This window comes from Granulosicoccus antarcticus IMCC3135, from assembly GCF_002215215.1.
Taxonomy (GTDB): domain Bacteria; phylum Pseudomonadota; class Gammaproteobacteria; order Granulosicoccales; family Granulosicoccaceae; genus Granulosicoccus; species Granulosicoccus antarcticus.
Genome location: NZ_CP018632.1, coordinates 94,850 through 109,526, shown reverse-complemented (window position 1 = coordinate 109,526; position 14,677 = coordinate 94,850). Strand labels below are relative to the sequence as shown.

Below are 14,677 nucleotides of genomic sequence, written 5' to 3'. Positions count from 1 at the left end.
GATGCATCGCCTTGCATGCCCATCAGTGCCTTGCTTTCAACAGCGCAGCTTTGAAAAACTGACCATTGAAAAAACACGTCAGTCAGGCATTTCCAGACTTGAATCGTCCAGCAGGAGCATTTCCGGGAGATAGCCACGTACGAGACATAACGCACTGACATGTCGACATGAGCTTATTGCAGGTATAAACAATGAAAAAATATTCCCCGGATCCACATTCACTGACTGCGCAAAAGTCTTTCGCTTTTGTTACTAATCAGATATCTACAAATTACACCTGAACTTCGAATGAGGTCAATACAAATAGCCCGTATGATCGGCTTTATGGCCTTGTACATTAGGCCCATACGAACAACAAATATCCAGCTATCCGAATATTTGAACTCTCCAAAACAAGCAGATTTGAGCTAATCCCACTCCAGTTCTGTATAGGCCTTTGTAATATTCGTCGGATGTATTTCTTCGAAAAGCTGCCATCCCTCCTCGTTGGTTTCCTGCATGCCAGCCTCAATAGCCTCCGAGAGAGTGAGGCCACGTTCGAGGTCACTGGACACGCGATGTTGCAATGCATTTAAATACCGAATCTGAGGCGTAGCAACCTCTTGCCAAGTGCCGGGGCGCCCATGCCCGGGAATCACGAGTGCGTAGTCTTCATTCTTAATGCTGCGCAAAACATCCAGCCATCCGGCAAGACTGCCATCCAACGACGGAGTACGCTGAGCAAAAAGCAGATCCGAGGCAAACAAGGTTTTCGTCGTGTGATCAAACACACTCAGGTCGTTGTCCGTATGCCCGGTCGAATGAGCGCTGATGCTTAACAGACGCCCACCCAGATCGATTCTCATGCTCTCGTCGACAAGAATGTCCGGCACACGCAAGCCCTCCACAATATTTCCACCAAATAATGTGGAGAATCGTTCGTAGTAAAAATTACCACGCTGTGCCAAAGCTCTCGGGTAATGCCTGTGTGCAATCACTTTACTGGTCGCAGGAAAAGCTGATACCCCGGCCATATGATCGGGATGGATGTGAGTCAGCACCACATATCGCACCGGTAACGAGGTATGAGCTCTGATGAGTTTGCTCAGCAAGCGGGCGTTCTGTACGCTGCCGCCCGGGTCAATCACGGCAACCGCATCCGTACCGATGATGAATCCGCTATTGACGATATCACCACGGTTGGACACTGACATCTGCTCATGACGTCCTTGATGCAGGTATACACCCGCTGCCACCTCGTTTACAGTGAAACCGTCAACATCTTCCGTGACGACTTCTGAGTCAGTCGCTGGCCCCACTTCGGTGTCTGCGTTCGCATTCATGCCTGGCAGACTGAACACAAGCCAGAACAACACATGGCGCACAGGCGGGAACGATACATTGAACGATTCTTGAATCCTGCAGAGCATGAGCGGTGACCATGGATGTCTGTGTCAACAGACATCCTACCCCCACTCTCAGGCAGGGATACCCCGCTGATCGACACACACCAACTATTATTACAAGTACAACCCCTCTCAGGATTAAAACCACTCCCAGTCAGAGCCGACTACGTGCTCTTCAGTGCGCCGTCAAGGCTTGAATGCAAGGCCTGCAAAAATGCATATCAGCCTGCTTGACTTTAACAAGCGTTGGACACTAACTTAGGGATCGTAAAACAATTACCTAAGGGGTCGTCCACATAATAGTTGGCGCATTTCAGATGCGGACGCCCCCTAAACAACTCACCATTTTTCTACCAGAGTTTTTCTTAACCATGCAGCTATCAATGGCACTCAAACCGCACCGCAAGCTGTTCAGCCGCATCACTGCGGGCTGTCTGTTGATAATGTGCGCCCTGCCGAGCCACGCCTTTGAAGAGCTCACCGATGTTCAGACATTGATTTACGACACAGGTCATCTCAGTAATACCATCGAAGGCGATGTCATCAAATACCACTACAAAGCCATCAACCCTGGTGAAGACAATATCGTGGATACCGCCAGCCTGAATATTATCAAGGCTCTTCCCGAAGGGCGTCGCGATGTCGAACTCAACTTCCTGACAGACAGCCGGAACCTGCCATTACCGCCTTTTTCAGGCTATCGCGGCAACCCGGTTGTCATTGCCATGCTGGAACATGTTGCCCAAAGCATGGCAACGGCAACCGGCGGCGGCACTCTGTACTTCAGAAATCGTATCCGGGACGCGCTGGCCAACAAGGAGCTGGCCGTAGAAAGCGGTAAAGATCAGTATGATCAAAAAGAGATAGTGACCAGCAACGTATCGTTCTCACCCTTCATCGATGATACGTATCTGGAAGCATCATCCATTTTCCGCCATGCCCTTTTCAGTTTCAAGTTCAGCGACTCAGCCCCTGCCGGCGTGTTGCGGATCTCAGTAACCGCTCAAGCGGATGATCAGCAGTTCAATCGCATTCTGTCGCTGGAATGACAGGCCCACACACAAAGAGATTATTTCGCATGTACAAAGTATCGTGGCTCATCCGCTCTCTGGCCGTATCGTTGATATTGATGACGTCAGCGCAAGTTGCAAATGCTGAAGAGTGCACTGCAACATCCAACGAATATCCGACGCCTGTCATTGCTGATTATGTGCTGGGCTGCATGGCTGCCAATGGCAACAGTTTTGAATCGCTGCATCAATGCTCATGTAGCATCGACTTCATTCGTGAGCGCCTGAGCTTTGCCGACTACGAAAAGATTTCGACAGTTATGCAAGTGCAACAAGACCGTGGCCAACGCGGTGTTTTCTACCGCGACTCGACCTGGGCCAAGGAGCGTGTAGATGCCTTGCTGGAAATCCAGTCCGAATCTACCCTGCGTTGTTTCTAATTGGTATTGCGAGTGGTTAACGAGGCTGACTTCTCGTACTGATTACCTTTGGAGTCCATGGCGACAACGTTCAAGGTTGTCGCTTTCATCTCGCCATTGAAGGCCAGGCGAATGACCGGGTTCTCACTCATGGAGAAGTTGGTTTCCACATCGAGCACTTCCACACCGTCGATGTCGGCCTTGATGTGGTTCACATAAAAGGCCGGAATGTAATTCCTGGATATCTGATCAAACTGCATACCCGAATTGTTCGGATGACTGATCTTGATCACCGCTTCCGAGAAGGGCAGAGTATCGCTTGCGTTTACTTCGTCGAGCAATAGTTTCATCTTGCCAGCACGCGCCATTGCCTTGTCCATATCGGCCATTGCCGGGGCAGAGCAACCACCTGCGGCCTTCACAAATCGCTCGCTCATGTGTAATTCCCCATTTGCCAATACACCCACTGCTCGCACATGGGTATATTCGTTGATACGGATACGCGTCTCCAGCGCATGCCACAGTCCTGCCTCTTCAGTGAATTTGAAAATTCCGGCCAACGGCAAAGGATTCTGATCGACAAACAGATAAAGCTTGCGTACCTGACGCTCTGTATCCACAACCGTTATCGTAATAGGCACTGTCGCCGCATCATGCGCCCGGCCAGGGGCATCCATGGTAATGACGTCATCGCCCAGCGTCACGAGTGTATCGCCAAAATACGCCTTGCGTAATTGCGGCCAACGATCATCTTGTGCCTGTGCCTGGGCGACACAAACCAGCAGGCTGAGCACGAAAAACATTGCTTGAAAACAAGCTCTGACCGCTTCCCGAGTGTTCTTCATTCCTCGTCTCCCTGGTACTTTTTAACCCTTGAGTATCTATTGACAACAATAAGCCGACTATTCACACTCAACTGAAGATATCGGCATTGACACGATATCGCTTCAAGCTCTATACCATGAATCAAGAGCTCATCACAAGCCAGCCAACGGCAGATGTCTGAGTTACTCAGCCAGTCTGTCAGGGCAATCAATGCCGATCAAACCCACCCGCGAGGGCAATGGTTCTTCGGTATTTCGATGGGGCTGCTTCCCGCGATTCTGATCGCCTTTCATCTGATTGATCGCCTGCCCGCTTCCCGCTATATCGATGCCATGGCGAAGGGGCAATATTCTCGTGCTGGCGAACTGCTGCAAAGCGAAGTTACCAATAACAACCCCGAGGCACGCAACTCACTGGGCAATCTGCATTATCTGGGCATGGGAGTAGATCGCAATTATCGCAACGCAGCCTTGCAGTATCATGCCGCAGCCAAACAGGGATTTGCAGCTGCCCAGCTGAACCTGGCCCATCTCTACAATCAAGGCCTGGGCGTGCGCAAGGATGCGGAAAGAGCCTTTGGCTGGTATACACACGCAAAAATAGCTGGCAACCCTTGGGCCGAAAACTATCTGAGTCAGCTTTCCAGCGAACTGACACTGACACCCTTGCAGATGGCGGCGGCCAAGACAAAATGGCACAGACTCGACCAGCTCTCTGCCGAGCCTCTATGAACTCTGGTGACCCCATCTTCATTCATCGTCACCATTTCCTGCAGATCTGGATGCTGTTGCTCAGCATTATTCTATTCGGTCTGTATGTCGCCTGGGATCAACGCTATCTTGCGCTGATACTGGACCTGGATCGCAGCTATATGGCACCGCTGACCATGGCTCTGGTACTGGCAGCAAGCGCGCATTGCGGCTGGCATATTGCTCATTTCTCCAGCCATATTGCGCAACTGCAGGCATGGCTTGACGGACACAGCACTCAACCGGACGATAGCCCGCCTTTTCTGCAAATCTATCTGGACGATCTGGATACGCTCTATTCAGGGCAGAACCAGCAAAGCCCCGATGACAACATTGTCGACATCCATGCGGACCGGATCCGCAGTTCGGTCGACCTTGGCTGGTTCTTCGTCGACCTTGCCGTGCGGCTCGGCCTGCTCGGCACTATCATCGGATTCATACTGATATTCGCATCCCTGACCGATATCAATATCGAAGGCGGCGATGATCTGAAAAATCTGCTTATCGCGATGAGTGGCGGCATGGGAACCGCCTTGCTCACGACATTGACGGGCTTGCTGGGCGCCAGCATCCTGAACTTTCAGTATCTGATTCTGGGCCGGGAAACCGAACACCTGGCAGGTTTGCTCCTACGGGTGAAGAATCATCGACACGCCAATCTTCGTTCTGCACAGAACCAAACACCAGCTGGCGAGACATCATCATTGCCTGCCTCGACAGGGCAAGCAGCTCCGTGAGAAACACCTCACGACGACGCTACCGAAGCTCCGCTGCGGGTGCTGATCCGTTTACCGATCTGTTGTTCAACATATTACTTGGCTTCATCCTGCTGTTCTTTCTTGCCATACTTTTCATCAATCCAGCAGAAAAAACCGGCAAGATCGATATCGATGCACAGTACGTTGTGACCGTCAGCTGGCCTGATGGCAGTGCGGACGATATCGACACCTGGATACTCGATCCCAGCGGCAGCACGATGTGGTTCCGCAACAAGAGCAGCAACCTGGTCCATCTGGACAGGGATGATCGCGGCATGCTCAACGACACACTGCAGATCAATGGCGTTGAGGTTCAGACGCCATTGAATCAGGAAATCGTCGCAATCCGTGGTGTGATGCCTGGCGAGTACATCGTCAACGTGCACTATTATCAGAGTGAATCATCCTTGCCTGTACCGGTATGGGTCAAAGTGGCCAAGGTCAATCCGGTCTATACCGTTGCATACTATGGTCAGACCTTACTTGATTTCAAAGGAGAAGAAAAAACCGCAGTCCGATTTACGGTAGCCAGTAATGGCAGTATTTCCAACATCAACCAGCTACCGAAAAGTCTCGTACCCAAATAGACCCGGAGATTCACGATACCTCAGCTGGACACCACAGGATTGATCATTGCGTACATTGCCCTGGCAATGCTACTGCTGGGGTTCAATCTGTATTCCTACTGGAGCTGGATCGTAAAGACACTGACCAATGTGGTCATGATCTTCTTCTTCGGGGTCATCTACCATTCCTGGCCTGCTGTACAGGGTTGGCCAACAGAACGTGATTTGCCACCTCAGTTTTATCTGCACGCCGTCAACGTTGCAGAACCCCATCGGATCTATCTTTGGGGTACCGAGCTGCAGCACGGCATGTCACAGAACGAACCGCGCGCCTACAGCCTGCCTTATACGCCGGCATTGCATGACAAGGTTGACAAGGCGTCGCGGAAATTGAGAAAAGGATTACCCGTCATTGGCGAAGTTTCAAACAGCCTCGGTAACAACACAGATCTGGGCAGTCTGGAACAAACCCGTATCACTGATCAGCAAATTGTATTCGTGGACGCCCCCCAAGGGCTTGTTCCCGGAAAAAACTAAGCAACAGAGCATCCCATGCCCAAACTACTAGTCAAGCTGTGCCTCGCTGTCTGTCTCCTGTCGACATCAACATTCCTGTCAGCACACGGGCCTACCCGCAAGAAGGTCACAGAAACCATCCAGATCAACGTACCAGCCAGTGAGGTGTGGGAAATCATCGGAGACTTTGGCAGTGCCGATGTCTGGCTGCCCATGGTCACCGGTATCGAAAGCGAGGGGGGCAACGAACCCAAGGCAAAACGAACACTCATTCTGGCACCCGATGTCAAGGTTTATGAAGAGCTGAAGAAACACAGCGATGAGAAAATGTCCTACACCTACAAGATTCCAGTCAAGACCCACGACGTAGCGATATTGCCGGTCAACAACTATTCCTCCACAATTTCTGTCAAGGATTCAGGTACTGGCAGCATCGTCACCTGGAAGGGTGCGTTCTATCGTGGCTACCCGAACAATGATCCACCGGCAGAGCTCAATGATGATGCAGCCATTGCGGCTGTCACAGGTCTCTACAAAGCAGGTCTGGAACATCTGAAGACACTCGCCGAAAGCCAATAACGCGAATCGTCAATCGCAATACAAGCTGCAATGTTCAGCATCATGAACACACCCTCGGACAAAACACCGCGTTTACTCATGCTGTTGAGTCTGTGGGTCTTTTCATCCGCCTGCCTGGCTGAGGCCTCGCAGGCTTTCGTGACCAATCAGGGTTCCAACTCAGTCTCCGTCATTGACACCCTTGATCATCGTGTCATCAAGACCATCGCCGTGGGCAAGGAGCCAGCTGGAATCAGTGTCTGCCCGCAAGGCGACGAGGCCTACGTCAGCAACCCCGGAGATGCGACTCTGTCGGTCATCAACATCGACACACTTGAAGTAAGCAGGACTTTCGCAGCAGGTGAAGGCCCACTGGCCATCGTCTGCTCCAGCTCCTCTGTCTATGTTGCCGACTGGTACACACACTCCGTATCAAGCTATGACAGACAGACTGACAAACTGAACAGAAAACTGGATGTCGGCACATCACCCTCGGGACTGACACTGTCCTCTAACGAGGACAGGCTTTACGTCACCAATCGAGACAGCGATAACCTCATGGAGATCGACACAAGCTCCATGACACTGAGCCGCACTGTTACCACTGGCCACCGCCCCTTTGGAGTGACGCTGGATCAGACCGGCAAACGACTCTACACCGCCAATGTACAGAGCAATTCTGTCACCGTCATCGATGTTGACAGCTTTACCGAACTGGCAGAAGTAGCGGTCGGTGATCGCCCCTACGCCGTGGCGCTCGGCCTTGGTAATACACGTGCCTTCGTCACCAATCAATACGATGAATCGATTTCAGTCATCGATACCGACACGCTGGAAGTGATCCAGCTTATTGAAGTGGGGGAATACCCCGAAGGCATTTCAGCCTTGTCAGATGATCGCTACCTGTATGTGGCCAACTGGTTCAGCAATAGTGTTTCTCTGATTGATGCACAAACCAACTCAGTCATCGAAACCATAGATGTAGAAGACGGCCCTCGCGCCTATGGAAATTCAATAGCACATTAATGCGGAGCGACAGACTGATCAGAACAGTTGTCGTATTCACAGGGAGAAAACGTTGATATCAGATGAACAGCACGAGGACTGGCGTCAGGCCGCTCAATCCGTCAATGCAAGTGTGGCCAAAGCCGTTATCGGACAGGAATCTCTGATCAGTCTGATTACGGTTGCATTGCTGGCTCGTGGACATGTACTGCTGGAAGGTGATGTCGGCGTTGGCAAGACAACCGTGCTGCGTGCCTTCGCCAGAGTGGTTGGCGGTGATTTCGAGCGTGTGGAAGGTACCATTGACCTGATGCCCAATGATCTGGTCTACCACACGTATGTGGACTCGGAAGGACAGCCGCGTATCGACCCCGGTCCATTGCTGCATCACGGCGAGTCTCTGACCACGTTCTTCTTTAACGAAATCAATCGTGCCAGACCTCAAGTGCAATCCTTGTTGCTCAGAGCCATGGCAGAGCGCTCTGTTTCTGCCTTCAACAAGGAATACAGATTCCCTCATATGACGGTATTCGCTGATCGAAACAAGGTGGAGAAGGAGGAGACCTTCGAACTCGCATCGGCGGCGCGAGATCGCTTCATGTTCGAACTCAACATGGCGACACCGGTTGATGACGCTATTCGTTCACCCCTGATTTTCGACCCCGCCTACCACGATGTAGATCAGTTGCTGGATCTCTGCCAGGCAGGTATTTGTCGAGGTGATCAGCTCAATCAGATCGGTGCAGCCATTCAGCAGCATGTCAAAGCCAGCCCCACCATCGAAACCTATGCTCTGCAAATCTGGCGGGCAACGGAAAAGCCTCATGACTATGGAGTCTCCATAGATGGTGTTGATATGCACCGGCTGATCCTTGCGGGAGTCAGTCCACGTGGCATGAGCGCATTGCTGCGTGCTGCCCGAGTGGTAGCCTGGATGGCGGGTAGAGATTTTCTGATTCCCGAAGATCTGCATGCGGTACTTCCATCAGCACTGGCGCACCGTGTATTTTTCACTCCTGTTTACGAATTACGACGTGCCGACATCGCCCCGGCCCTGATTGCCGGAATCATGCAGGGCGTCGCCTCCCCTTGAACATGAGCCCTGTATCAGAGTTCGTCTATCGCATACCCGGTAAGCCGGGCAGCAGTCGACCAGGTGCGCATCGCAGTAATGCTCGGGGGCCAGGGCTTGCATTTGCCAATTATGTCCGCCTGATAGACCAGCCTGACCCGCGCAGACTCGACCTGCGGGCCAGCATACGCAGCGTGAACCGTGATTGGCTGGTGCGGGCGACACGCCAACAATCAGCCACGGTCATTCAAGCGATAGTCGATGTGTCAGCCTCCATGTCTTTCGGCTCACCCGTCAGCAAACTGGATGTCGCGGCAGACTTCATGGAATCACTTGGCCATAGTGCATTCGGTTATGGCGATGCGCTGGGAATGGTTGCCTTCGATCATGAACCGCGCGAGGATCTGACACTAACTGCCAGAACCGGCCGCGGTGTGGGCATGATCATGGCAGATATCTTGCGCTCGCACAGTTCGGCAGCCCAAAGCAAAAACAACGCTACCCCCATGCAGCCACAATCGCTCAATGCCAGCGCCTTCCAGGTCAGTCATGGCGCGTCAATGGTTTTTCTATTATCCGACTTTCACTGGCCGCTGGAATACCTGGAAGACACGCTGGATCTGCTCAGTCACGTCACCGTCATACCTATCGTCATCTGGGACAAAAACGAGACTCAGCCACCTGCGGCAGGCCGATGGCTGCGTACCCGTGACAGTGAGTCCGGCAAACAGCACAACCTGCTCATGCGCAAATCAACCATCAGACAATGGCAAGAAAACGTGAGTCAGAAACGAACGGCGATCAACACTCTGTTTGCGGCACACGCCATCACACCTTTGTACATGGAAGCAGGCTTTGATGCAGAACACCTGACACGCTATTTCCTGGAGACCGCACTGTGACTTCTTGCCGCTGTCTGCGAGCCGCACTATTGCCCCTGATGATGTTCCTGCCAAGTGCAGGACCAACACTGGCAGCAGGCGATGCATTATCGAAATCCGAGCCTGGTGACCCTACTGCACTCACAGAACCCCAGCCTGCCCCGTACCTTGCTTCGAGCATCGTGCCTACTCGCAGCTTCGGATTTGTCGTAGGCGACGTGCTATTGCAAAACATTGCACTACCTGATGGTTATCACGAAACAGAGCTGACAGAACTCTCCGATACCACGCGTATCAGCACCTGGCTGGAACGCCAGGACGCTGTCATAAAAGCGGTATCCGATGACAGGCATATACTCACGGTGCGCTATCAGATCGTCAACTCGCCGACAACCATCATCAAGGCAGCCCTGCCAGAACTGAGCCTTGCACCATCGCCTGGTGGACAGCAAGCTGACAGGCTTGTCGCGGCATGGCCCTTTACGTTGGGACCCATCACGATAGGCACGGCTCTGATTGAAGATCAGGCCCTTGCCGATACCCTTCCCATGGTCAATGGCGTCCCACTGCAAGCTGATATGACGCTGCCAGCTCTGGATGAGGCGACCCCTGCTGCTCGCCTACGCCTGGCCTTGTGGCTGCTGGCACTGAGCCTGGCAGCGTGGGCAAGTTGGTATCTATGGCGTCATCAGCGCGACAAGGTCAGACTACCGTTCACTCAGGCACTGCACCAGCTCAAGTCAGGCAAGCAGTCCACGCTTGACGAACCTGACCGGCCCTGGAAGACACTACACCGAGCCTTCAACCAGAGTGCAGGCCAGGTCGTCAACACAACCTCCCTTGACACCTTGTTCGATTCACACAGCTGGCTGCGGCCGCTGGAAGATCGTATCAGAGCATTCTATGAAGCATCGGCCGCACGTCATTTCGCCCTTCCTCCACGTGACGAACCTTTCGCCATCGAGGAACTTGCCAGTGCCCTGGCCCATTGCGAAATAAGCAACAGCAGGTAGCAAGCATGAGCGCCGCCCATTCCTTTGATCTGCTCTATGCACCACTATTGCTATTGCTGCCGCTCGCCTTGTTGCCCTGGTTCAATGGTCGCGCCGATACCCTTACGTTCTCGCATAATGCTTTTCTGCCGCACGACAACAAGGCTCGCTGGCTTGATCGAGCCTGGCGTACACTGGCCAGTGCGGCCATTGCCGTATTGATCCTCGGCCTTGCAGGACCTGGTAAATCCAGCCAACAGGTCGAACGTATTGGTCGAGGTGCGGAGATTTCCATACTGCTGGATCGTAGCGCCAGCATGGATGCCAATATCCGGCGCAAATTGCCCGAAGCCTGGGAGGCAGCACGTCCCTCTGAATCGAAAAGCGAAGTCGTACGTGGCGCACTGCTGGATCTTCTCAAACAACGCCCCGACAACCGCTACGCCCTGACACTATTCAATGTGGTTGCCACACGCGTCTCGCCATTTACCGATGACGTCAAACTGATTGAATCCGGACTGCAAGCCAGTGCTATCGGACGCGGTCCCAGCGAGACCAATATGGGTCTTGCGCTACTGACCGCCATCGATTCCTTTGAAGGCAGGCCGTATACCGGCAGTCGGGCCATCGTACTGGTCTCCGATGGTGGTGCGAAACTTGACGAAGCGGTTCAGGCGAAAATCAGCCGTGGGCTCAAGCAGTACCGCGTCAGTCTCTACTTCGTCTACATCCAGAGCAGCCCCAACAGTCCTGATCTGGAACGACTGGGTCTGCAAACAGACTCAACGGTCGAAGAGGTCGGATTGCATCTGTTCTTCAAGGGACTGGGCGTGGATTATCATGTCTACCAGGCCAATGATCCGGAATCGATGGCCAATGCCGTCGCGCAGATAGACGCCCAACAAAACCTGCCCCTGACCTACCTGGAGTCCATTCCCAGGATCGACTACCGACAGTCATGTTTTATCGTTGCACTCATCGGCTGTCTTCTGATTTCGGCGATAGGGGCAACAAGAATGGAGCATTGGACATGAAACGGCGACATGTGAGCGCAATATTCGCAACACTGGGAGTCGCACTGGCGGCCTTGAGCGCAAGTCAATGGAAGCAGTTACACGATAACCGCTCCATCAACCAGGCCCTGCGCCAGACGCCCGACGCCCTGAGTGCCGAGCAGTTTGCAGATCCTTCAGTCGATGCCATCAATGAACAGCCACTGGAATTGCAGTTCGCGCGCGCGACAGCACTGCTCCATGGCGGGGAGCTGGAACTGGCCGAAAAACACCTGAGCGCCATGGTTAGAAATACCGAACGTCCACAGCTTGCCCTTGCTGCCCAGTTCAATCTGGCCAATGGCTATTTGCGCGAAGCTCTGAATACCAAGGTGACCAGCGGTCAATATCGATCCTTGATAGAGCTGGCAAAACAACGGTACCGGGATCTTCTGAGTAAATCTCCCGAGCACTGGGAGACCCGGCATAACCTGGAACTTGCGTTGCGACTGTCGCCAGAAAAGGAAGCCTACGAAGTAGATGACAAAGGCAAACCCATAAAAAGTGTCAGCGTCGCCTTCCCGGGTTTCGAGGATCGTGAATTGCCGTGAAAGCATTCCTGCATAATCGCCTCGTCAACTACTTCCCACTGATTGCCAGTGGGCTTCTGCTGATGGCCCTGCTGCTGCCGAACGTGGACAGAGCCACGCCGGTCAACCGATATCTGCTGGTATTTGATATTTCTCAAAGCATGAATGTCGAGGATGCTACCGTCGATCAGCAGCTCGGCAATCGTCTGGCAGTCTCCCGAACAGCTGCCCGGGAGCTGATTCGTTCTCTGCCCTGCGGCTCCGAAGTCGGCTATGCCGTATTCACTGCCACCAAAACCATTACCTTGCTGACGCCTCTGGATGTCTGCGAACACTACAACGGTCTGCTGGTGTCTCTTGCTGCCATCGATGGCAGCATGCGCTTCAGGAATGCCAGCAGTGTAGGCAAAGGTGTGCATCAAAGTTTGCGCGCCGCCAGCACTCTGGGAGACGATGTGGCCATTGTCATGTTCACCGACGGTCATGAGGCTCCCCCTCTGCGTCATGGCCAGACAGGCATGCCCAAATCCGAAGGTCACGATGTCAACGGCTTCATCATTGGCGTGGGGGGAGACCAGCCGATGAGAATTCCCAAGGTCGACAACAATGGTCAGTCAGTGGGTTTCTGGCAAGCCGGGGAGGTCACTCAGCTGCCCCCGGATGAAAGCAGAGGCATGCCAGGACAGGAATTGTCATCGCTGCGTGAACCTCATCTCAGGCAATTGAGCCAACTCAGTGGCTTGCAGTACCTCCGACTCGCCGATACGGACACCTTCGTACAGACGCTGACAGACACCTCTTTTGCTGTTCGACAGTCCACACCGACCAGCATTGGCTGGATTCCTGCCTCCATTGCCCTCTTGTTGCTTTGCCTGCGCTTTGTTCCGACAAAACGGTGGCGTTCGGACTGAAAATCAGCACATTACCTATCTAATTGTATAAACACTTCACAAAAGTGCATCTTGGGAAGTTCCTGCTGCGTAGTATTTACAAGCAGTCCCCTTCCACACAGAGCACTACGGACATGAAGCACACCAAACTGGCAGTCACTGTCATCGCAATAGGCTTTCTTCTTGGCGGCTGCGGCATCGCCGAACGTGCCAAGGACTTGACGAGCAAACACGACGCCGATTCTGTCGCGGCCCCGGGGCTGAAGGATGGCGAGCTTGCCGTGCCTTCGAACTATCGAGAATGGCCGGTCTTTCTGGCAGATATCGACAAGGTCGATGCCAAACAGATTCGCGACATCTACATCAGCCCGATTGGCAGCAAAACCAAGGAAGGTGAAGCCTTTCCAGTAGGCACGATTGCCGTCATGGAAATATGGAACCCGCAGATGTCAGCCGCTGGCAACCTTGAAATGGATAGCAATGGCAAATTGATCAAAGCTGATCTGAAATCTGTGTTCCTTATGGGCAAAAGTGTCGGGGCCGGTGCCATGGTTCCGGAAAGCCTGCGCAATGGCGACTGGGTCTACGCCTCCTACCAGGCTGATGGAGTGACCTCCAATGGCCCTGATGCCACCGCCTGTCGTGCCTGTCACGTTCCACAGGCAGATAAAGACTGGGTACATCGCTATGACGAGTATTTTGCCAGCCGCGCTCATTAGGAGTCTGGCCAGAATATACCGTCCGCAGCAAACCCACCAATTCCCGGATAGCCCGCTGGAAAAGTCTTCTTCCACCGGGTAAAGGCTATTCTGGCTAACTACTTGAAAGCACTGGTTCAAGCGGACCGATGAGTCTGTGAGGAGCGATGAATCAACTCGCAATCTTGTCGGTCCTGTTACAGGGCCACAAAACTTTTTGCCGTTTACGTAGTCCCTTTGTTTACTGGGCCAAGCGCCTGACGTTTATCAAGGCTCGAAAATCATGCCTAAGGCAAGACTTCTGATAACAACCGTAATGCTGCTGTTATTTACCCTGGGCAATACCTGGGCGGCAGAGCGCATCAACACACTTGAAAAACAGGGACTATTCAGTTATCAGCCAAATGGAATAGCTATCCGTGGTTACGATACCGTCGCCTATTTCACGCAAGGAAAACCCCTGGAAGGCAAAAAGCAGTTCGTGACTGAATGGCAGGGAGCCACCTGGAGATTTGCCTCTCAGGAACACCTGGATCTGTTCAAGAGCGAACCGGAAAAATACGCGCCGCAATATGGTGGTTATTGCGCCTATGGGGTCGCACAGAGCAATCTGGTAAAAATAGAGCCGGACCAGTGGACTATTTACGACGACAAGCTCTATCTCAATTACAACGCCAAACTGAACGAAGAATGGAAGCAGGACATTCCAGGCTTCATAAAGACCGGTGACGAGCTGTTTGAATCACTGTTGAAAACTCAATGATTACCAAT

The 14,677-nt window shown here is 52.9% G+C and carries 18 protein-coding genes; 16 read left to right on the top strand and 2 right to left on the bottom strand.

The annotated features are described in order from the left end of the window. Window positions 1-407 precede the first annotated feature (407 nt). Window positions 408-1,409 carry a quinoprotein relay system zinc metallohydrolase 2 gene (locus tag IMCC3135_RS00470; protein ID WP_088915782.1) on the bottom strand — a complete coding sequence of 334 codons (1,002 nt, stop codon included), beginning with the start codon at window positions 1,407-1,409 and terminating at the stop codon, window positions 408-410. Window positions 1,410-1,756: 347 nt separating this feature from the next. Here IMCC3135_RS00470 and IMCC3135_RS00465 point away from each other — a divergent pair, with 347 nt between their 5' ends. Together IMCC3135_RS00465 and IMCC3135_RS00460 are read left to right on the top strand one after the other, a co-directional pair. Next, the gene (locus IMCC3135_RS00465; protein WP_157735658.1) at window positions 1,757-2,434 is read left to right on the top strand and encodes a hypothetical protein; all 678 of its coding nucleotides are present in this window, start codon (window positions 1,757-1,759) and stop codon (window positions 2,432-2,434) included. 29 nt (window positions 2,435-2,463) lie between these two features. Then, complete coding sequence (locus tag IMCC3135_RS00460) at window positions 2,464-2,835, top strand: hypothetical protein (protein WP_088915780.1); 372 nt, start codon at window positions 2,464-2,466, stop codon at window positions 2,833-2,835. Here IMCC3135_RS00460 and IMCC3135_RS00455 read toward each other — a convergent pair. Continuing rightward, window positions 2,832-3,659 carry a quinoprotein dehydrogenase-associated SoxYZ-like carrier gene (locus IMCC3135_RS00455; RefSeq protein ID WP_088915779.1) on the bottom strand — a complete coding sequence of 276 codons (828 nt, stop codon included), beginning with the start codon at window positions 3,657-3,659 and terminating at the stop codon, window positions 2,832-2,834. The two genes, IMCC3135_RS00460 and IMCC3135_RS00455, sit on opposite strands and share 4 nt — an antisense overlap. Before the next feature lie 153 nt (window positions 3,660-3,812). On the opposite strand from IMCC3135_RS00455, the gene IMCC3135_RS00450 reads away from it, so the two are divergent. From IMCC3135_RS00450 to IMCC3135_RS00385, 14 genes are all read left to right on the top strand, one after another. After that, window positions 3,813-4,370, top strand: coding sequence for a tetratricopeptide repeat protein (locus IMCC3135_RS00450; RefSeq protein ID WP_088915778.1), 558 nt, complete (start codon window positions 3,813-3,815; stop codon window positions 4,368-4,370). Next, window positions 4,367-5,125, top strand: a complete 759-nt coding sequence (locus IMCC3135_RS00445; protein WP_157735656.1) for a MotA/TolQ/ExbB proton channel family protein — start codon at window positions 4,367-4,369, stop codon at window positions 5,123-5,125. Before IMCC3135_RS00450 ends, IMCC3135_RS00445 begins: the two co-directional genes overlap by 4 nt. Then, window positions 5,122-5,733 carry a hypothetical protein gene (locus tag IMCC3135_RS00440; RefSeq protein ID WP_088915776.1) on the top strand — a complete coding sequence of 204 codons (612 nt, stop codon included), beginning with the start codon at window positions 5,122-5,124 and terminating at the stop codon, window positions 5,731-5,733. The genes IMCC3135_RS00445 and IMCC3135_RS00440 overlap by 4 nt, the downstream gene beginning before the upstream one ends. Window positions 5,734-5,772: 39 nt before the next feature. Further along, window positions 5,773-6,249 carry a hypothetical protein gene (locus tag IMCC3135_RS00435; RefSeq protein WP_088915775.1) on the top strand — a complete coding sequence of 159 codons (477 nt, stop codon included), beginning with the start codon at window positions 5,773-5,775 and terminating at the stop codon, window positions 6,247-6,249. A 15-nt stretch (window positions 6,250-6,264) separates the two neighbouring features. Then, the gene (locus IMCC3135_RS00430; RefSeq protein WP_088915774.1) at window positions 6,265-6,807 is read left to right on the top strand and encodes an SRPBCC family protein; all 543 of its coding nucleotides are present in this window, start codon (window positions 6,265-6,267) and stop codon (window positions 6,805-6,807) included. Window positions 6,808-6,849: 42 nt separating this feature from the next. Continuing rightward, a complete protein-coding gene (locus IMCC3135_RS00425) occupies window positions 6,850-7,812 on the top strand; it encodes a YVTN family beta-propeller repeat protein (protein ID WP_169727386.1) in 963 nt (320 codons plus the stop codon). Between the two features lie 52 nt (window positions 7,813-7,864). Further along, window positions 7,865-8,884 carry an AAA family ATPase gene (locus IMCC3135_RS00420; protein ID WP_088915772.1) on the top strand — a complete coding sequence of 340 codons (1,020 nt, stop codon included), beginning with the start codon at window positions 7,865-7,867 and terminating at the stop codon, window positions 8,882-8,884. Window positions 8,885-8,886: 2 nt separating this feature from the next. Next, window positions 8,887-9,765, top strand: coding sequence for a DUF58 domain-containing protein (locus IMCC3135_RS00415; protein ID WP_088915771.1), 879 nt, complete (start codon window positions 8,887-8,889; stop codon window positions 9,763-9,765). Next, the gene (locus tag IMCC3135_RS00410) at window positions 9,762-10,757 is read left to right on the top strand and encodes a hypothetical protein (RefSeq protein ID WP_157735654.1); all 996 of its coding nucleotides are present in this window, start codon (window positions 9,762-9,764) and stop codon (window positions 10,755-10,757) included. Before IMCC3135_RS00415 ends, IMCC3135_RS00410 begins: the two co-directional genes overlap by 4 nt. A gap of 5 nt (window positions 10,758-10,762) precedes the next feature. Then, window positions 10,763-11,770, top strand: a complete 1,008-nt coding sequence (locus IMCC3135_RS00405; protein WP_088915769.1) for a vWA domain-containing protein — start codon at window positions 10,763-10,765, stop codon at window positions 11,768-11,770. Next, on the top strand, window positions 11,767-12,339 hold the full coding sequence (locus tag IMCC3135_RS00400; RefSeq protein WP_088915768.1) for a hypothetical protein: 573 nt from the start codon (window positions 11,767-11,769) through the stop codon (window positions 12,337-12,339). Before IMCC3135_RS00405 ends, IMCC3135_RS00400 begins: the two co-directional genes overlap by 4 nt. Continuing rightward, window positions 12,336-13,229, top strand: coding sequence for a vWA domain-containing protein (locus tag IMCC3135_RS00395; RefSeq protein WP_088915767.1), 894 nt, complete (start codon window positions 12,336-12,338; stop codon window positions 13,227-13,229). Before IMCC3135_RS00400 ends, IMCC3135_RS00395 begins: the two co-directional genes overlap by 4 nt. A gap of 113 nt (window positions 13,230-13,342) precedes the next feature. Then, window positions 13,343-13,927 carry a cytochrome P460 family protein gene (locus IMCC3135_RS00390; protein WP_088915766.1) on the top strand — a complete coding sequence of 195 codons (585 nt, stop codon included), beginning with the start codon at window positions 13,343-13,345 and terminating at the stop codon, window positions 13,925-13,927. Between the two features lie 262 nt (window positions 13,928-14,189). Next, window positions 14,190-14,669 carry a YHS domain-containing (seleno)protein gene (locus IMCC3135_RS00385; protein ID WP_205737843.1) on the top strand — a complete coding sequence of 160 codons (480 nt, stop codon included), beginning with the start codon at window positions 14,190-14,192 and terminating at the stop codon, window positions 14,667-14,669. The last annotated feature ends 8 nt before the right edge of the window (window positions 14,670-14,677 follow it).